At 59.2% G+C, this 15,284-nt stretch carries 24 protein-coding genes; 11 read left to right on the forward strand and 13 right to left on the reverse strand.

Features of this window, described 5'->3' with window-relative positions; translation table 11 throughout:
• Window positions 1–88: 88 nt before the first annotated feature.
• On the forward strand, window positions 89–433 hold the full coding sequence (locus BRO63_RS34030; RefSeq protein WP_143219499.1) for a hypothetical protein: 345 nt from the start codon (window positions 89–91) through the stop codon (window positions 431–433).
• A 74-nt stretch (window positions 434–507) separates the two neighbouring features.
• Here the strand turns inward: BRO63_RS34030 and BRO63_RS22370 are convergent, their stop codons facing one another.
• The 10 genes from BRO63_RS22370 to BRO63_RS34035 form a co-directional block, all read right to left on the reverse strand.
• A complete protein-coding gene (locus tag BRO63_RS22370; RefSeq protein ID WP_088141906.1) occupies window positions 508–768 on the reverse strand; it encodes a hypothetical protein in 261 nt (86 codons plus the stop codon).
• Window positions 768–1,052, reverse strand: a complete 285-nt coding sequence (locus BRO63_RS34250) for a DUF4884 domain-containing protein (RefSeq protein WP_179215183.1) — start codon at window positions 1,050–1,052, stop codon at window positions 768–770. Before BRO63_RS34250 ends, BRO63_RS22370 begins: the two co-directional genes overlap by 1 nt.
• Before the next feature lie 2 nt (window positions 1,053–1,054).
• On the reverse strand, window positions 1,055–1,258 hold the full coding sequence (locus BRO63_RS34255; protein ID WP_179215184.1) for a hypothetical protein: 204 nt from the start codon (window positions 1,256–1,258) through the stop codon (window positions 1,055–1,057).
• Window positions 1,255–1,623 (reverse strand): hypothetical protein, encoded by a 369-nt coding sequence (locus BRO63_RS22380; RefSeq protein WP_088141908.1) that lies wholly within the window; start codon window positions 1,621–1,623, stop codon window positions 1,255–1,257. Before BRO63_RS22380 ends, BRO63_RS34255 begins: the two co-directional genes overlap by 4 nt.
• Window positions 1,620–2,576 carry a ParB/RepB/Spo0J family partition protein gene (locus BRO63_RS22385; protein WP_088141909.1) on the reverse strand — a complete coding sequence of 319 codons (957 nt, stop codon included), beginning with the start codon at window positions 2,574–2,576 and terminating at the stop codon, window positions 1,620–1,622. Before BRO63_RS22385 ends, BRO63_RS22380 begins: the two co-directional genes overlap by 4 nt.
• Entirely contained in the window at window positions 2,573–3,286 is a 714-nt protein-coding gene (locus BRO63_RS22390; protein ID WP_179215185.1) for a DNA polymerase III subunit beta family protein, read from the reverse strand. The genes BRO63_RS22385 and BRO63_RS22390 overlap by 4 nt, the downstream gene beginning before the upstream one ends.
• A gap of 145 nt (window positions 3,287–3,431) precedes the next feature.
• Window positions 3,432–3,665 (reverse strand): hypothetical protein, encoded by a 234-nt coding sequence (locus tag BRO63_RS22395; protein ID WP_088141911.1) that lies wholly within the window; start codon window positions 3,663–3,665, stop codon window positions 3,432–3,434.
• On the reverse strand, window positions 3,662–3,790 hold the full coding sequence (locus tag BRO63_RS34540; protein ID WP_256943383.1) for a hypothetical protein: 129 nt from the start codon (window positions 3,788–3,790) through the stop codon (window positions 3,662–3,664). The genes BRO63_RS22395 and BRO63_RS34540 overlap by 4 nt, the downstream gene beginning before the upstream one ends.
• Before the next feature lie 210 nt (window positions 3,791–4,000).
• The gene (locus BRO63_RS22405; RefSeq protein WP_256943384.1) at window positions 4,001–6,055 is read right to left on the reverse strand and encodes an alkyl/aryl-sulfatase; all 2,055 of its coding nucleotides are present in this window, start codon (window positions 6,053–6,055) and stop codon (window positions 4,001–4,003) included.
• A 224-nt stretch (window positions 6,056–6,279) separates the two neighbouring features.
• Window positions 6,280–6,462 carry a hypothetical protein gene (locus BRO63_RS34035; RefSeq protein WP_143219500.1) on the reverse strand — a complete coding sequence of 61 codons (183 nt, stop codon included), beginning with the start codon at window positions 6,460–6,462 and terminating at the stop codon, window positions 6,280–6,282.
• Between the two features lie 270 nt (window positions 6,463–6,732).
• Between BRO63_RS34035 and BRO63_RS34040 the strand changes: the two genes are divergently transcribed.
• Complete coding sequence (locus BRO63_RS34040; RefSeq protein ID WP_143219501.1) at window positions 6,733–7,176, forward strand: hypothetical protein; 444 nt, start codon at window positions 6,733–6,735, stop codon at window positions 7,174–7,176.
• Between the two features lie 708 nt (window positions 7,177–7,884).
• Here the strand turns inward: BRO63_RS34040 and BRO63_RS34545 are convergent.
• Window positions 7,885–8,958: a LexA family transcriptional regulator gene (locus BRO63_RS34545; RefSeq protein ID WP_256943385.1), complete on the reverse strand. Its 1,074-nt coding sequence runs from the start codon at window positions 8,956–8,958 to the stop codon at window positions 7,885–7,887.
• Between the two features lie 98 nt (window positions 8,959–9,056).
• Between BRO63_RS34545 and BRO63_RS22415 the strand changes: the two genes are divergently transcribed.
• The 9 genes from BRO63_RS22415 to BRO63_RS22455 all read left to right on the forward strand — a co-directional run bounded on the left by BRO63_RS22415 (window position 9,057) and on the right by BRO63_RS22455 (window position 13,673).
• Entirely contained in the window at window positions 9,057–9,323 is a 267-nt protein-coding gene (locus tag BRO63_RS22415; RefSeq protein ID WP_218824108.1) for a hypothetical protein, read from the forward strand.
• A 234-nt stretch (window positions 9,324–9,557) separates the two neighbouring features.
• The gene (locus tag BRO63_RS22420) at window positions 9,558–10,001 is read left to right on the forward strand and encodes a phage regulatory CII family protein (RefSeq protein ID WP_088141913.1); all 444 of its coding nucleotides are present in this window, start codon (window positions 9,558–9,560) and stop codon (window positions 9,999–10,001) included.
• Window positions 10,002–10,087: 86 nt separating this feature from the next.
• A complete protein-coding gene (locus BRO63_RS22425; protein ID WP_088141914.1) occupies window positions 10,088–10,303 on the forward strand; it encodes a hypothetical protein in 216 nt (71 codons plus the stop codon).
• Window positions 10,296–10,595 carry a hypothetical protein gene (locus tag BRO63_RS22430; RefSeq protein ID WP_088141915.1) on the forward strand — a complete coding sequence of 100 codons (300 nt, stop codon included), beginning with the start codon at window positions 10,296–10,298 and terminating at the stop codon, window positions 10,593–10,595. Before BRO63_RS22425 ends, BRO63_RS22430 begins: the two co-directional genes overlap by 8 nt.
• On the forward strand, window positions 10,592–11,086 hold the full coding sequence (locus BRO63_RS22435) for a nuclease domain-containing protein (protein ID WP_088141916.1): 495 nt from the start codon (window positions 10,592–10,594) through the stop codon (window positions 11,084–11,086). The genes BRO63_RS22430 and BRO63_RS22435 overlap by 4 nt, the downstream gene beginning before the upstream one ends.
• Window positions 11,083–11,913 carry a YdaU family protein gene (locus tag BRO63_RS22440; protein WP_088141917.1) on the forward strand — a complete coding sequence of 277 codons (831 nt, stop codon included), beginning with the start codon at window positions 11,083–11,085 and terminating at the stop codon, window positions 11,911–11,913. The genes BRO63_RS22435 and BRO63_RS22440 overlap by 4 nt, the downstream gene beginning before the upstream one ends.
• A complete protein-coding gene (locus BRO63_RS22445; RefSeq protein ID WP_088141918.1) occupies window positions 11,897–12,601 on the forward strand; it encodes a hypothetical protein in 705 nt (234 codons plus the stop codon). The genes BRO63_RS22440 and BRO63_RS22445 overlap by 17 nt, the downstream gene beginning before the upstream one ends.
• 5 nt (window positions 12,602–12,606) lie before the next feature.
• Window positions 12,607–13,020, forward strand: coding sequence for a putative PDDEXK endonuclease (locus BRO63_RS22450; RefSeq protein ID WP_088141919.1), 414 nt, complete (start codon window positions 12,607–12,609; stop codon window positions 13,018–13,020).
• Window positions 13,020–13,673 (forward strand): hypothetical protein, encoded by a 654-nt coding sequence (locus BRO63_RS22455; protein WP_088141920.1) that lies wholly within the window; start codon window positions 13,020–13,022, stop codon window positions 13,671–13,673. The genes BRO63_RS22450 and BRO63_RS22455 overlap by 1 nt, the downstream gene beginning before the upstream one ends.
• A 254-nt stretch (window positions 13,674–13,927) precedes the next feature.
• Here BRO63_RS22455 and BRO63_RS34045 read toward each other — a convergent pair whose 3' ends face one another.
• The gene (locus tag BRO63_RS34045) at window positions 13,928–14,539 is read right to left on the reverse strand and encodes a hypothetical protein (RefSeq protein WP_143219502.1); all 612 of its coding nucleotides are present in this window, start codon (window positions 14,537–14,539) and stop codon (window positions 13,928–13,930) included.
• Between the two features lie 216 nt (window positions 14,540–14,755).
• Complete coding sequence (locus BRO63_RS34050) at window positions 14,756–15,280, reverse strand: hypothetical protein (RefSeq protein WP_143219503.1); 525 nt, start codon at window positions 15,278–15,280, stop codon at window positions 14,756–14,758.
• Between the last annotated feature and the right edge of the window lie 4 nt (window positions 15,281–15,284).

Below are 15,284 nucleotides of genomic sequence, written 5' to 3' on the forward strand. Positions count from 1 at the left end.
GCTTTGTGGTGATCTTGCTGATTCTGGGTGCGCTGACATACTTCGTCTCATACGCTACGATCTGCCCTTTCAACCGGTGGGAGGCTCTATGCGGTGGCATGTATACGACATCATTCCGATAGATTTTGGTTGGGAGTTTTTGAAGTCCGTCAGGGATACGGCTGCGGACCTTGGAGCTCGCGAGGCGGCATTTCAGGTTGAACGCCACTTTGATCCGGGACTTACTCCGTCGCTTGCCTCCTTCATCCAGAGATGGGATAGCGCGCGAGAAGCTGCCACTAAGCAAGGATGGGAAGGTGATTTTCGCGGCGAACCAGTAGTTTTTTGGGTCCCCACGGAGGATGGGTTTGATTTCGGTTTTGCCTTCAAACAAGACAACAATGGGACGACATTCATTGTTTCGCCGAAACGCATGCTGCACCTCGAGCCGTAGAAGGTAATTTTTTCTTCCGCTCAGACGTGGGGCTGCGGGCGGTGGGTTTAGAAGGGGGAAGGGTCTGTCGAAGTTCACGCGATCCTCCCTACGCCTTGGCTGGATTGAGCGGCCGGCACGAGCTGCCATCCCTTCTTCCGGTCATAGGCAATCTTCCCGGCCTTGCGCAGCGCCTGGAGGCGGCGGTCGATAATGCGGAACTCGGGATTCTTCACGGACGAGAAGTAGCGGGCCTCTTCTACGACCCGGCCACCTTCGATCTGATGGGCGAAGGTGTGCCCGAACTGAATACGGGCGAGGATGGCCGTATCCAGGCCGATGTAGTTCTGTCGCATCACTTTTCTCCCTGGTTGAATGGCCCGGCGCCCTTCGTTTCGACAGTCACAGTCCGGATGCCGCCCTTTCCGCAGTTCTCGGTGTGCTGCGCGGTGACATCGCCGGCGTTGCTCGAGAAGTAGACCCGGCGGCTGCCGTCGTCGAATCGGTAGATGGTGACGCCGTGATGGGTGAACAGTTCGGCGACTTGAATTTCCCTGTTGTCGGTGCCGGATACGGACACAGGGTCTTTGGAGCAGCCCGCAAGCGCGAGGGCTGCCATGATCATGACCAGGCTGCGCATGGTTACCTCTCTCCCTGGATGCAGTGCTGGATAGCGTCGAAGATCTCTTCGGGCGCTTGGCGGACGGTATGGCTCTTTCCGTTTTGGGTGTGGATTACTGCTCTCGATCCGTGATAGCTGTTCAGCACGGCGGTCACGGATACGATGAAATCCGGATTGATCGCGAGGGCATTCCCGTCGATATCCGTCAACAGGATCAGGCTCATGCCTCCCCCCCTTTGTCCTGCTGGGCGGCAATGGCGGCGAACGCATCAGATGCCTTTTCTGCCCATCCGCTGCCGTGCTTGAGATAGATGTTCAGGAGAAAATAGATAACGGCGGCTTGCTCGTGTTCGGCGCGGCGCTCAATCTCCTGCCCGCCTAGGCGGAGCATCTGCGCGAGCTGGCCGCAAGCGAAGTTCGGTCGCCCAAGGATGAGCCGCAGGTTTTCATCGAGAGGCGGCAGCACCTCCCTTTGTTCCTCCGCGGATACTTGGGACGCAGGGGCGTCAGGATGAGGCACGTTCAGGGCGGCACCCATGAGGCTGCTGAGCGCCTGATCGGCGCTGGTGTGGGATTCGGGGGCGCTCATGCGGTGGCTTCCTCTTGTTCAAGGTCTATAGGTGCCTGTGTATCGGGGGCGGCTTGCTGAGCCTCCTTGGCGGCTTTCTCGGCGCGTTTGGCGCGGACGGTTTCGACGGCGCCGTGGGCTTCGAACAGGTCCAGCAGATCCTGGGTCTTTACGGTGATGGTGCCGGCTGCTACGCGGCCTTCCTGTATGTCGATGAGGATTGCGCGCTGGTTGGCGTCCAGTCCTTTGATGAAGGAGTCCACGCCGCTGATGAGCGGGGAGACGACTTTGCGGGGGAGGGCGCGGCCGTGGATGGTGCTGGCGGTCACCTTGGCCTTGCCGGCGGCCTTGACCTGGTCCACCTTGCCGACCAGGAAGTCGCCGGCATTGGCGCCCAGCCTGCGCACGGCGTCGATAGCGACCTCGGCGGACACCTTGCAGCTGCGGACCAGTTCTTGCACCTCGCGTTCGGCGTCGGCCAGGACAAGGTAGTTTTCGACATGGGTACGGCTGCAATGGACGAGGGCGGCAATCTCCGCGCTGTCCAGGCCGGCGCCGCGGAATCGCTTGAAGCCGCGCGCTGCTTCCAGGGGGCGCAGGGGAGAATTCTTGTTGCTGGTGTATACGCGTGCCAGGCGATCAATCTTGTTGCCCTGGAAGGCCACGATGGAAACCCAATCGATGGGGAATCCCTGGGCGATGGCGCGCCCCATGGCATCGAAGCGCCGATGCCCGTCGACAAGCTCAACGCCCGATCCGTCAGCCATCGCGATGACCTCCAGCGGCGGCAGCGTACCGCCTGCCAGGATGTGGGCAAGCAGTTCCTGAATGTCGGTTTCGTAGAAGTCGTCCAAGTCGCGCGGGTTGAAGTCGGGGGCCACGTGAATCCGGCTGTACTGGATCTTCATCGCGTCGGCGCGCTTGATCGTCTTGTCCAGAATCATCGTCTTGAACGATGCGGGGGAGGTAGTCATGCGTGGGCCTCAGCCGGTTGGGGGTTCTGTTTCACGCCAGGTTTGGGGAGGACTGCGCGCCGGGCGCTGATCACCTTCGGCTCTTCGGTCAGAACCCAATCGGGCGGCGTCGTCCTGGGGGTGGTCTCGGGGGCGAAGGGCATCACGACCCCGATAAAATCCTGGCCGCTGGAAGACGAGGGAAATACGAGCGCCCCGCTGCGGCCGTTGTGCCGGACCTCGATGCTGCTTGTGTGGTGCTTGAGGCTCCCGTACATGTCATGGGCGGCCTTTTCGAAGTCGGTGAGGTATTGGGGCTTGATGTTCGCCGCCTCTCCGGATGTGGCTTTGGGCACAATGGCGCGCCAGTTGGGGAATATGCCTTCCACCGATCGGAATGCGACCTCGATATCCCATTTCAGCAGGGGAACGAGCCATTTCCCCTCATCGACTTGCGTGAGGGAGATGTGCCGGACGGCCTTGAGGGAGCCATCCACAATGCGCTGCGCGACTTCGCCGGGGATGATCAGCGTTACAGCCTGGGGCACGTCGTTCGGAGCTTCCTTGCGTAGCACCAGCAGGCGGTGGCCGTCGGTCGCTGCCAGGATCGTTTCGGTGGGCGAGGCTTCGACATAGACGCCATTGAGGTAATAGCGGATGTCGTTCTTCGCCATGATGCGGCAGGCGGCCTTCAGGGCAGTGTGTTCGAAATGGATAGTGGTCTTGGTCATGCTGGCACCTTGGACGATGTAGGGGCGGGGCTGAACTTCTTCAGCGTGCGGACTTGGCTCACTTCTTCGGCGGTGATCCGGCGGCGGGGCAACGGGATGCACGGGCGCCAGCCGCTGCGGTCCCTTACGATGAACTCGATGCCGTTCATATGACGAAGCGGAGCAACCAGCCCAGAGCCTGCGGGCCGAAGAGGATGAACGCTGCGAAGGCGAGGCCGCCAGGCCATGCCCACCACGGGATATCCGCATCTTTGTTCCAGTTGCCGCGGCCGGCGTGGTCGCGAGGCGCGATCAAGTTGCCCAGCTTGCGACCGGCCTTCGCGATGGCTTGCAGGGGGCGGATGCGCACCGGGGGCGCGCTTGCGCTGATGGTGTTCATGTGGGGCTCCAGGGATCGGCCGCGACATAGCGGCGGGTGAAGTAGTCGCCGATGGGGACCAGCACCACGGCCGCGAGGGCGAGCAGCGCCAGGCCCCACCAGATGGCGGGGATAGTTGATGGCATGGGGATCTGCGCGATATGCGCGGTGGTGAAAGCGGCCCGTGGGGCGATCAACGCTCTATACGTGCGAAAGTCACTTCTGGGAGGTGACGTTTCGGCGCCGACGGGTCTAGAAGCGGCAGTTCATTAACTTGGTGCAGAGAAAAAGTGCTGTGGGAGCAGGGGCTCCCACAGCACTGGCGTGGGCCAAGAGTTTCCTGTCTTGGATAAGCGCTACGGGGTGACGATGTTGAACCAGAACTCGAAATTGTCGAGTGACGCGAACATGTCGGTGATCTTCTGCTGATCACCACTGACCTTGACGTCACCCTTGGCGAGAGCATCCTTGAGCGTCATCTCCTTGAGCATCATGCGATTCAGAGTTTCGCGGCTGAGCGACATGCTCGCGGTGGGCTCCTTCGCCTGCTTGCCCTCAGTGTGGTTCAAGACGCTATTCACCATTTCAAGGGTGTACTTCTGGTTTGTGTCGGTGAAGTCGAGGTTCAAAACAACATGCTTGCCTGCCGCCTTTTCACGATTCAGGCGCACGGCGAAGTAGTCGAAGAGCATGTCTAATGTCATCGCTCTGACGGTGTCAGGGCTGGCAGTGTCGGGCACCGGGAGTTTCTGCACACCTTCACGTAGTTCCTTGGCTCCTGTCAGGTAGAAGTTACGCCACGGGCCGCTTTCGGCTTGGTATCCCATCTGCTCCAGCGCATCTGCCTGTAGGTTCTTCGCCTCCTGGTTGTCAGGTTCCGCGAACACCGCGTAGTTCACAACCTCCGCTACCCAACGGTAATCGCCCTTCTTGTAGTATTCGCGGGCTTTGGAAAGAATCGCTGGCACGCCGCCCATCATCTCCACGTAGCGCTTGGAGGCCTCCTGAATGGGCAGGGTGTGCAAAGTTGCGGGGTTGCCATTGAACCAGCCCAGGTACAGGACATACGTGGCACGCACGTCATGGTTTACTGACCCGTAGTAGCCACGGTTCGAGAACTTGGTAGCGATTGCCTCGGGCAGTTTGACTTGTTCGGCGATTTCTTCCTTGTTGTAGCCCATATTGGCCAGGCGCAAGGTTTCGTCGTTGATGTAGCGGTACATGTCGCGCTGCATTCCTAGCTGCTCTTGAACTTCTTTCTTGCCCCACACCGGCCAATGGTGCATGGCGTACATCACTTCCACGTCATCGCCCCACAAAGCAAGAGCTTCGTTCAGGTATTTAGACCAAGCTAGCGGATCCCGAATCTTGGCGCCGCGCAACGAATAGGTGTTGTGCAATGTATGGGTCGAGTCCTCAGCAGTATTGAGCGCCTTCTTTTCCTTGATGTAGTACAGCATCTCGGCGGGGGCTTCGCTGCCAGGTGCGTAGAGAAATTCATAGGTCAGGCCGTCGATGGTGCGCTTTTCGCCGGTCTTCTCGATGATGTCGGTAGGCGGGATTAATGTGACTGTGCCTGCCGAGGTCGTCGTGCCCAGGCCCGCGCCCACTTGGCCGGTTGCGCTTGGTGGCAGCAAGTTGCCGTACATATAGCTGGCGCGCCGACTCATGGCAGTACCTGCCATTACGTTTTCGGCCACCGCATGTTCCAGGAAACCAAGCGGGGCATAGATTTTGACCTTGCCTGCCTTCACGTCTGCTTCGTCAACCACGCCGCGGACGCCGCCGTAGTGGTCAACGTGGCTATGGGTGTAAATGACGGCCACTACCGGCTTCTTGGGTCGGTGTTGGTAGTAGAGGTCCAGTGCAGCCTTGGCTGTCTCCGTGGAAATCAGCGGGTCCATGATTGTCAGGCCTTCTTTGCCTTCGACGATGGTCATGTTGGACAAGTCGTAATTGCGCACCTGATAGATGCCGTCTGTCACCTGGAAGAGGCCTGAGATATTCAGCAACTGTGACTGCCGCCATAGACTCGGATTTACTGTGTCGGGGGCAGACGCTCCTTCCTTGATGAAGTTGTACTTGGTGGGGTCCCAGACCAGATTGCCCTTTTCTCCCTTGATCATGGCATCCGGTAGGGGAGCGATGAAGCCTTTGTGAGCAAGCTCGAAGGAGGTTTTGTCCGTGAAGGGCAATTCTTTGAGCAACGCAGCGTTGGCGTCTTTCGTCGCTTGCTCTGCTGCTTTTGGGGCCTCGGCGGCCCACAATGCAGAAGATATAGAAATGGCCAGGCTGGTAAGTGCGAGTTGTGCGAGCCGTCGCCGCCGCGAGGAGCAACGCCGGCTGGTTAAGAAATCAGCTGTGGCAGAGTCAGAGTGTCGGGCTGTTGCTTCAAAACTCACCTTCTTCATAGCGGGTTTGCTCCTTTCACACAAGTGATCGAGGGGGTGACGCAAAGAAGACTGGCTAGCAGCGCGAATTGCACGCGCCGCTTTAAAAGCTGGGGACCGACAGCGCTAAGAAAAGGAGGTCGGTAGCCGTCAAAACTGTGAGATTTACTCTGATTTGAGACTAACGTATCACAGGTGTTGCTGGCTGAAAACGTTGAAGTTGCTACGGAGAAGGGTGCGAGACTTTACAAATCGCCGTTGCGGTCCAGCACGTTGATGATGGAGAGGACGATATCGAACAGGTCTTCAAAGAACTTGAGCATGGGATGGACCGGAAGGAGTTGGAGGGAGTCAGGCAACAGCGCCTGCCGATACCCCGCACGCGGGGCATGAGCCGAGGCTTTTTGGTATGGAGGATTGAATGGCATGCCCGCATGCTGCGCATGCGCGGGTGGTTTGGCAGCCGTATGTCTTAGTTCAGTTATGGCAGCCGTTGGCGAAAGACGACGGTGGATGGCTTGTTGCGGCCATTTTTTGCCATTTCGGGTCCTGGCACATGGTCTGCCTCCCCCGGAAGTCAAGAGATCACACGGAAGTCTGCAATCACCTAAATGGAGGAAGGTGGTTATATCTGCCGTTGGATATGATCCTTAGCACCACAATAAGTGTCATTTTTTAATACTCACATGGGAGCGGGGATGTCTAACGAACAAGAAGTCATTGATGCCTTGATATCGTCGGTCAAAGGTGAAAAGGCGGACTATAAGTTGGCTGTTGTCGAATTCCGAAACGAGACGCCCTCTGGCTATGACGCCGTGATCGTTGCGATGGGAGCAGCATTTTTCTATAAGGATCCAAGTAACGAAAAGCCCACGGGAAACGAGCAGCAGCAGCGCCCAGGACCATTGCGTAGTGGTCAATCCTCCTATGTGCAAGGAACACGAGCAGAGTGTTGTGCTCGCGTCGTAGCCGCAATGACCGTGCTTATGGGCGGTGAAACGAAAACATACCAGAGCCGTAGCGAGGTGCCCGCCGGCCGGTGCTTACTGCGAGCTGGATTTAATCTTCGTCCGGCGCGTTCTGTAGATCCTAATGAGTTGAGCTCTGGCGACCTTCCTCTAGAATTGGTTTTTGTAGAGTGATGCGCTTCTGCAGGACGTCTCCGAGAGAGGGCTCTGCTCCCCTTTCGCGGGCTTTCTGCAGAGAGCAGCTTTCAAACGACAACGCCGGGGCTCCGGCACTGTGTGCGCGGCCCCGCCAAGGCCGCAATCGCATTCGAGCATTCCGTACCTAGGCAACTAACGTACACCCAAATCCTTCGTCGTCCTCGAACCGTGAAGGGTCCTCGGTGAGATTCGGTAATGTCCGCATCGGATCGACAGCGGGCCCATGACATCTACGCTGCTTCCTTATGAGCGCGCTTCCGCGCACCTGTTGGTTTCGGTAAGCGCCGCACGCGGCGCTGGCCGAAACCGCCTGGTCGAGTACCAGGCGTTTCTCTGCCGTCTATCCGGCCTGTCTCCACTTTCAGTGCTTCGCTTGCGTTGGTCTCCGCAGCGGTGGCACCCGGTTGCTGTTTCGCGCCACCTACGTGGAACTGGGCGCGCCCGCGCGCGGCCCCCGAAGTGGGGCGGCGGTTGGGTCTGACTGGTTGTTAATGAGCGAGGCCGTTTCCGTTGTTGCTTTGGTCACGGCATGGAAAGAAGTATTACCGAAATGGTAATAGTAGTCAAACCATAAAGGTAACTATCTCATTGTGAATATTTACCAAATGGGTAAATTTGATAGATTTCGGGCAATAAAAAAGCCGCCCGGAAGGGGCGGCTCTGTGGTTGATTGGCGGCGGAACGTTATAGGAGGCGTTCGTCTACTCCATTGCGAAGGTCATACGGCGACCAGAGGATGCGGCCGACTATGCAGACGTCGCGTCCGTCATCCTTTTCCAGGGGGAATGGTTCGTAAGCTGGATTCAACGACTTTGCCAACAGCGTGCCGTCGCGCTCCCGCTGGATGCATTTGACAATCATCTTCCCGCCGTAGTTGATGGCGTAGACGGTCCGGCTATCAATCAGCCGCGTGTCAGTGACCTTTTCCTCATAGAACAGCATCGGCCCTTCGTTCCGGATTACCGGTTCCATGCTGTCGCCGTCCGCGTAGACGATCTTCATGCGATCAACCGGCAGCCGGAACGACTCCAAGAAAGACCGGCGCAGCAGTATCTGGCCGATTGCCGTTTCATGGTAGTTCTCGATCCCGAGCCTGCCCGCTGCAAGCCGCACGTCCAGCTCAGGTACAGCAAGAAATTCCTGGTCATTGGCAGAGTAGCCTGCGCGCGGCACGTGCCCCACGTTGGCAATCCGGCTCAGGCGCAGGTTCTGCGATGCGGGCTCGGTCTGCTCCGTGGTCTTCCCACCTTCCCATGGCGCTGGATCGCGCCCTGCAATGCGGACACTGAACTCGTCGGGGACTTCGTCAAAGTCAATGAGCTTGCTGGTCCTTTGGGCGCGTGCTGGGGCAGGTGAGGCCGTGGCATGGCCGCTGGAGGCGATGACGATCCCAAGATTGAGCTGCGCGATGGCAAGCGCCATTGCGCCTTCCAGCGCGGTGAGCTTTGCGGGGGGGAGCGCCCGGATATCCGCCTCGGAGATGGAGGGGAAGGGCCACGACGGAGCGTCCGCAAGTCGGACGACTACCTCTCCCGACGAACCGTGATCGGCATCCATCCAGTTCGGCGGAAGTCCAAATGCCTCTTCCATCTTCCGGGCAGCGCGGTCTCCTATGTCCTTCTTGCCTGTGGCGTAGCGACTGACAAGCGAAGGGGTGGAGTACTCCAGGCGTGCTGCGGCATCGGTCTGGTTGCCGGCGCATTTTTCCTCGATGGCGCGCGCAAAGTTCGCGCGGCGGATCTCTTTGATGGACTTCATGTCGGGCATTGGAACCGGGATTACCTTTTAGGTAAATAAACCATTTAGGTAACTCTATTCGGTTGAGCTATTACCAAAAAGGTAATAATATCGCCTCCATGAACAGAGCCACCCCCCAAACGAGCTTCAAGACCTTCTACCTGGCGCTATCGGCCGACGAGCGGATCAGGTTCGCAAGGAGAGCCCACACGACGGTTGCCTACATAGAGACGCATTTGCTCTACGCCCGGAAGGTGCCGCGCAAAGGAACGATGGATGGGCTGTGGGAGGCGAGCCAAGAATTCGGCGCTCCATTCGGCCGCGGCGACTTGCTCCGGTTCTTCTACGACCCCCCGGTCGTCCAACAGGAGACCTCTCATGCGTAGTGCAGCCCCCATGACATTCGGCGCCCGCCTTGCCTTGCATCGTCCGGCGCCAGAAGAGGCGCGCTGGTTCTTCAACGTTCCAGACGAAGCGCCCGCCGGCGTTGCGCCACCCTCAGCGCCGGCTGAACCGGACGACAGGGTGCAGATTGGCCCGCTCGATGTTTGAAGGATGTTTTCCATGCAGCGCATCGTAAGGCCGCTGCTCAGCAATAGATACGTTCAGGAAATCTACATATGAACATCACCACTGCGGCCGATCTGACAGTGCATGAGTACCCGGGTGGCAGTCCCGCTCTGGCGGCGGTTATCGGCATGTCGCCTGCCGTCCTACGCAACAAGGTCAACCCCAATAACACCACGCACCACCTGACGCTGGTCGAATCCGCACGCATCGTGCGGTTGACGGGCGACGTCCGCATTCTGGCCGCCTTTGCGCACGGCTGCGGCTATCTGTTGGTGAAGGCGCCTGAATCCTGCGGCGAAAGCGATATGTCCGTGCTGGAGCAGGTCGCGGCATTGATGGTCGCGCACGGAACTTTCGGTCAAGAGGTTTATGACGCGCTGGCTGATGGGGGGGTGGACCAGAAGGAGGTGGAGCGGGTGGCCGCGGCGGGCCGTGTAGTCATGGAGGCGGTTGCCGGCGTTGCCCGCCGCCTTAGCGGGATGGCCGAGCAATGATTCAGCGCGGAACATCCGGTGTACCTGTGCGGGCGCGTGTCCCGTCCACGGAGCGTAAGGGGGCGGCGCTGTCGCGCACGGCTGCAATGATGTGCAGCAGCGCGAAGTTCCAGCGGTGGGTTGTTTCCCGCATCGGCGCCGTCCCCGAGGGCGTGGCCCCGAGCCAGCACGCGGCGCAGTACGTGCGCGACATGTGCGGGGTCGCCAGCCGGGCGGAGTTGGACCACAACGCGACGGCAGCAGGGCTGTTCCATACGGCCATCCGCAAGCCCTTCGTGGCATGGAGCGGCATCTATGGGTGACTGCCTGCACATGTTCAGGGGCTACTGCGTGCCGCTGGCGACAGTGGAAGCTGTCCGCCAGGCCATTATCGAAACGCCGCGCCGGGTAGATGTGGGGGCGCTGCGGGCAATCGTTGAGCCCGCGTTGCTGGCGGTGGACCCCTGGTTCAGCACATCACGCGCCATGGCCGCGAGCTGCGCAGTCAATGCCTTCCTGTTTGATGCCGTTCGAGACGGGCTGGTCAGGCAACGCGTGAATGCGTGGCATCTGCCGGCATGGTGGCGTGTTCGAAAGCAAGCGGGGGCGGCATGACGTTGCAACGCAAGACGCCGCTTCGCCAGAAGACGCCGATGAAGCGTGGCGCTTCGCTGAAGGCCAAGGCCTCGATGATGCGCGCCAAGCCGCTGGCGCCGCCGCGTGCCTCCATGAAGGCGCGCAAGAAGGGCAAGAAGCCGCCTAAGACCGTTTATCGCAACCCGGCGCTGCTGGACCTTGCCGAGGGCGAGGAATGCCTGCTGCGCGTTCCCAAGTACTGCCAGGGCGGCACAGACACGACTGTGGCCTGCCATTCCAACCAGATCCGCGACGGGAAAGGGAAGGGGATCAAGGCCCATGACTGGGCCATCGCCTTCGGTTGCGGCGGGTGCCATTACTTCCTCGATCAATCAACCGCGCCGTGGGAAATGAAGCTGAGTTACTTCGTTCCCGGGCTGCGTCTTACGCGTTTGCGCATCCTCGCCTTGGGCAAGTGGCCCGAGGAAGCGGAGCGCGGTTATCAGGCGCTCTACGGAGTCACCGAATGAATTACTACAGCCACAACATCGGCGACTACGCCCAGGCCACGATGCACTTGAGCTTGGTTGAGGACGCCATCTACAGCCGCCTCCTGCGCCGCTACTACGCGGAGGAACAGCCCATCAAGGACGACATGCAGCAGGTCTGCCGTTGGGTGGGGGCGCGGACGGAGGAAGAGCGCGCTGCGGTGCCGATGATCTTGCAGGAGTTCTTCGAGCTGGTGGACGGCGCTTGGCGCAATAAGCGGGCGGATAGCGAAATCGCCGCGTATCAGCAGAAGGCGCAAACCAACCGGGATAACGGAAGGGCGGGTGGAAGGCCGAAGAAGAAACCCAACGAAACCCAGTCGGTTTCTGGTGGGTTGCCAGAAGGAACCCAAGCGGAACCCACGGAAAACCCAGCCGGGGGCCAGCAAGAACCCAGTCGTAACCCTAACCAAGAACCAATAACCAAAAGATATTCCGTTCCTAACGGAACGGGCGGCACGCCGCCGGAGCCGCCTTCGGCCGTAGACCAGATTTTCGCCCTTGGATTGCCCTTGCTAATCGCTGCTGGTCAGCCGGAGAAGCAAGCCCGTTCGATGCTGGGCATGTTCCGAAAGTCGCACCAGGACGAGGACATCGTTCGGGCCATCCAGCAATGCGTGGACGACCAGGCCATTGAGCCCGTGGGATACCTGCAACGCGTCTTGCGTTCGGGGGCTGCGCGACCTGCACGCCAGGCAAGTGTGGCGCAGCGGCGCGCATCGTGGAACGAGGAAATGGGGGCGTCGCTTGCGCAGGGCGCGCCGCGAACCGAAATCGACATGGGGATCATCGATGTCACAACCCACTAATCCAGCCGCTGACGCTGCGCTGGGCGGCATGGTCGTCGCGGAACTGCGGCTGATGTACGGGTCCAAGTTTGCCCAGGCATGGGAGGGACTGACGCCCCGCGAGGTCAAGGACTCATGGAATCAAAAGCTGGCGGGCTACACCGAGGCCGAAGCACGGGTCGGCCTCGTTGCCTGCCTCAGCCGTGATTGGCCGCCGACGTTGCCGGAGTTCATGCGCCTGTGCCGTCCGTGGATGACGCCGGAAGTGGCGTTCTATGAGGCGCTTGCAGGGGTCACGGCGCGCAGCCGTGGCGAAATCGGTAAATGGCCACATCCGGCCATTTATTGGGCTGCCGTCGCTATCGGAACTCACAACCTTCTGAACTGCGGCTATGCGGTCCTGAAGGCGCGCTGGGAGCGATCGTTTGGCGAAGAGCTTGCGCGCGGCCAGTGGCATGCGGTGCCGACTCCTGCGCCAGCGTTGCCGGCCCCGGGCGCTACGCAGGCCACTAAAGAGGACGCTGAAAAAGCGCTCAGGGCGATGGGGGCGGGCGCGATCATGAATGAGTCTGGCCGTGATCCTCGGCGCGGTGCAAAGCGCATCCTCGCAGAAGCGGGCAAGAAGGGCGGTCGGCAGTATTCGCCCACGGTCCTTGCCATGGCGAAAGCTGCCATGGACGCCTATCCGGACACGGGGGCGCAAGGATGAGCGCAATGCAGCGAACCAAGGGCATCGAGTATGAGCGCAAGGTGGCCAAGTTGCTGACCGAGGCAACCGGGAAGGCATGGCGTCGGCGCGTGCGCAACGCCAAGGGCGATAGCGATCTGGTTGCCGATGATCCCGCCTTCGCGGGCATCGTCATCGAATGCAAGCACGCGAACGAGCTTCGTCTTCCTGCCTGGTGGAGCCAGGCGCAGCAGCAGGCCGGCGAGCAGGGCGTACCGGTGCTGGTCTACAGACAAACGGGGGCGCGTGGCGAATCGGTGATGGTGGATGCCCACCACGTCAACCCAAGAACTTTTCCTGTTCGGGGGCGGCATACCGTCACCTTCGCATGGGAACCAGCAATGCAATGGATGCGGGAAATGCTGCCCGCGAAAGTGACTTACTCCCCGGGGATTATCTGATGACTACCTTGACCCTTTCGCGCTTTCCTTCGACCCCGGTCGTAGAAACGCAACCGAGCCGACTGTTCGCCACCGCTCACGCGGCGCTGACCTTTGCCTACAACCATACGGACCAGGTGTATGACAAGCCCATGATGGCGCGCCTCGCAGAGGCTCAATCCCAGGCTGGTGCCGAGGGAAAGGGCCTGGGCGGCACGGATGGGGCCGGGCAGGCCGCCATTGTCATGGGCGCATTGAAAACCCTGCCTCGCCTGTACCGCGCAATTCTGGTGGCGCGCTTCGCCCCGCGTACCGACCGTTGCAAGTGCTGCCAGGGCACGGTGGACCGCCATGACTGGCTGGCGGCCGTGCGTGAAATATCCGATGCCGCGGCGTGCGACGCCTTGTCGGCGCACCCTACGCCACGTGTCCTGCGTGATGCCATCGTGGCTCGCTACTTTGGCAAGGATGTGAAGCTCTCGGACGCGGCCGAACGCGCTGGAGTGAGCGCGGCCACTGCAACCAACCACAACGGCAAGATCAAGCTCTGGCTGTACGGGACGCGCACCACGAAGCAGAAGGGCGGTGAGCGTGGCGCGGGCCAGAAGGGCGTCGAAGCGCTCGCGATGGAGTATGCGACCGATCTGCTGGCGGCAAAAGACTTGTGCGACTGACTCTTGCAGGGGTGAATTTTCTCTGCTAAAGTTCGTCCTGTTTAGTCACTTTGAATAAGTGCGTATGCAAAAAGCCCGCCAGCGAAAGCAGCGGGCTTTTTGCATTAGTGCCGCTGATCGCAGCGCGTCGTGTTTGACGCTTTGGGAAAGCTACCGCGCCTTCCAGACGGACTATCAGTGAACTTTATTCCCGAGCATGCAAGGATTCGATCTATAGATATATAGCCCTATGCCTTCGAGACAGATTGCCCGGTTCAGTTGCCTGATTCTTTGCTGTTCAACGCTTTCCAGGTCTTCAGCCACTCCTCCGCTGAGGCTTTTCTGTTGAGAGCATCTCTCTGGCGCGCGAGGTCTATTAGGTTCCGCAAACCATTCGAAAGCTCCTCCTGTATAGCGAGTCGGGGCTCTGGCGCACACACGGGGATCCATCCGACGTTCTCAATTTCGGCATTGCTCGTGAGCGCATCACCGTCGTCGATAGGGCAGTCTAATAGACCTACTTCCTTGAAGTATTGCCCTAGCGGATACACGACATATCGGAACGCATTTCGAAACGCTTCATCGAGGCGTTCATGGGCATTCGAGAATGACAGTGCCGCCAAGTGGGAGTGAATCCACATTTTTTGACCTGTAATGGTACGTGGCTTTAGAAATCTCTCTACGGCTATCTCGGATCGACGTCCGATATGAAGGCTTAAGGAATCGATGTTTTTTTTCAGGAGCTTTAGCAACGAGATGTCCGTTCGGGCATTGTTCAGCCCATGACCGTAAACGCGTCTTTCGACAGCCTCCTCTATCCACAAACGTGCAGCGTCTGCAAGCTGGTCTGGAGCTTCTTCATATCTTTCCCTCAACTCAATGTCCAACTTTAACTGGGCGCTATGAGGGCTTTCATTTCTCGGGGTATCGATCGGAGGCATAGTGTGAGCAGGGACTGAACGGTGAAATTGCAAATCACCGAGTATATGTGAGCGTCATGGAAGATTGGTTGAATAGGCTTCTGAGCTGCCAGCTGCATGCTTGAAGGTCAACGTGTTCTGAGGTGCGGGCGCGAGGTTATTCTCCGCAAATTAGGGACTTTTTTAGCTCTCTTTGGTGGCTGAAGGTTTTGAAGTTTTTGAATGCTCCTTCATTTGGTTTTCTAGGGTTTCCAGCTCGGCGCTGCTGTCATCAAGCTCCTTTTGAGCGTCATCCAACGACTTGTGGTTCACAGGCGCGACAGCGGCAGCCATCTTGAGAAAGTAGTACAGCGCTACGACGAAACCGATATTTCCCATAAGTGGAATCATGGAGCTAGCGGCTAGGCCATAAACGACCCAGATCATGGCGTTGACGCCGTGACGGCTTGCCCGGTACAGCAGGAGTACCAAGAACTCGGTGGCTTCTTGTTGACTTTCGGCGACGGCAGCCTGCAACAAGCAAATGCGGTCCTGAAGAGCTGTTCTCCTAGATTGTATGGACTGAAATTTCTGCTTTTGTCTAGTGATGCGGAACGCCCATTTACCGAACGAGACAACAACCGCAAAAAGTGCAGATCCAAGCGCACCTTGCACGATCACCGGCCAAGCCCTAACTGCGTCGATAAGGTCTTGAATATTTGTTTCCATCAAA

It is taken from the genome of Achromobacter xylosoxidans (assembly GCF_002192695.1).
Lineage (GTDB): Bacteria > Pseudomonadota > Gammaproteobacteria > Burkholderiales > Burkholderiaceae_B > Achromobacter > Achromobacter xylosoxidans_C.

Coding starts and splice junctions, on each gene's coding strand:
- BRO63_RS34030 (WP_143219499.1), top strand. CDS start 89: ATGCGGTGGCATGTATACGACATCATTCCGATAGATTTTGGTTGGGAG.
- BRO63_RS22370 (WP_088141906.1), bottom strand. CDS start 768: ATGCGACAGAACTACATCGGCCTGGATACGGCCATCCTCGCCCGTATT.
- BRO63_RS34250 (WP_179215183.1), bottom strand. CDS start 1,052: ATGCGCAGCCTGGTCATGATCATGGCAGCCCTCGCGCTTGCGGGCTGC.
- BRO63_RS34255 (WP_179215184.1), bottom strand. CDS start 1,258: ATGAGCCTGATCCTGTTGACGGATATCGACGGGAATGCCCTCGCGATC.
- BRO63_RS22380 (WP_088141908.1), bottom strand. CDS start 1,623: ATGAGCGCCCCCGAATCCCACACCAGCGCCGATCAGGCGCTCAGCAGC.
- BRO63_RS22385 (WP_088141909.1), bottom strand. CDS start 2,576: ATGACTACCTCCCCCGCATCGTTCAAGACGATGATTCTGGACAAGACG.
- BRO63_RS22390 (WP_179215185.1), bottom strand. CDS start 3,286: ATGACCAAGACCACTATCCATTTCGAACACACTGCCCTGAAGGCCGCC.
- BRO63_RS22395 (WP_088141911.1), bottom strand. CDS start 3,665: ATGAACACCATCAGCGCAAGCGCGCCCCCGGTGCGCATCCGCCCCCTG.
- BRO63_RS34540 (WP_256943383.1), bottom strand. CDS start 3,790: ATGCCATCAACTATCCCCGCCATCTGGTGGGGCCTGGCGCTGCTCGCC.
- BRO63_RS22405 (WP_256943384.1), bottom strand. CDS start 6,055: ATGAAGAAGGTGAGTTTTGAAGCAACAGCCCGACACTCTGACTCTGCC.
- BRO63_RS34035 (WP_143219500.1), bottom strand. CDS start 6,462: ATGCCATTCAATCCTCCATACCAAAAAGCCTCGGCTCATGCCCCGCGT.
- BRO63_RS34040 (WP_143219501.1), top strand. CDS start 6,733: ATGTCTAACGAACAAGAAGTCATTGATGCCTTGATATCGTCGGTCAAA.
- BRO63_RS34545 (WP_256943385.1), bottom strand. CDS start 8,958: ATGAAGTCCATCAAAGAGATCCGCCGCGCGAACTTTGCGCGCGCCATC.
- BRO63_RS22415 (WP_218824108.1), top strand. CDS start 9,057: ATGAACAGAGCCACCCCCCAAACGAGCTTCAAGACCTTCTACCTGGCG.
- BRO63_RS22420 (WP_088141913.1), top strand. CDS start 9,558: ATGAACATCACCACTGCGGCCGATCTGACAGTGCATGAGTACCCGGGT.
- BRO63_RS22425 (WP_088141914.1), top strand. CDS start 10,088: ATGATGTGCAGCAGCGCGAAGTTCCAGCGGTGGGTTGTTTCCCGCATC.
- BRO63_RS22430 (WP_088141915.1), top strand. CDS start 10,296: ATGGGTGACTGCCTGCACATGTTCAGGGGCTACTGCGTGCCGCTGGCG.
- BRO63_RS22435 (WP_088141916.1), top strand. CDS start 10,592: ATGACGTTGCAACGCAAGACGCCGCTTCGCCAGAAGACGCCGATGAAG.
- BRO63_RS22440 (WP_088141917.1), top strand. CDS start 11,083: ATGAATTACTACAGCCACAACATCGGCGACTACGCCCAGGCCACGATG.
- BRO63_RS22445 (WP_088141918.1), top strand. CDS start 11,897: ATGTCACAACCCACTAATCCAGCCGCTGACGCTGCGCTGGGCGGCATG.
- BRO63_RS22450 (WP_088141919.1), top strand. CDS start 12,607: ATGCAGCGAACCAAGGGCATCGAGTATGAGCGCAAGGTGGCCAAGTTG.
- BRO63_RS22455 (WP_088141920.1), top strand. CDS start 13,020: ATGACTACCTTGACCCTTTCGCGCTTTCCTTCGACCCCGGTCGTAGAA.
- BRO63_RS34050 (WP_143219503.1), bottom strand. CDS start 15,280: ATGGAAACAAATATTCAAGACCTTATCGACGCAGTTAGGGCTTGGCCG.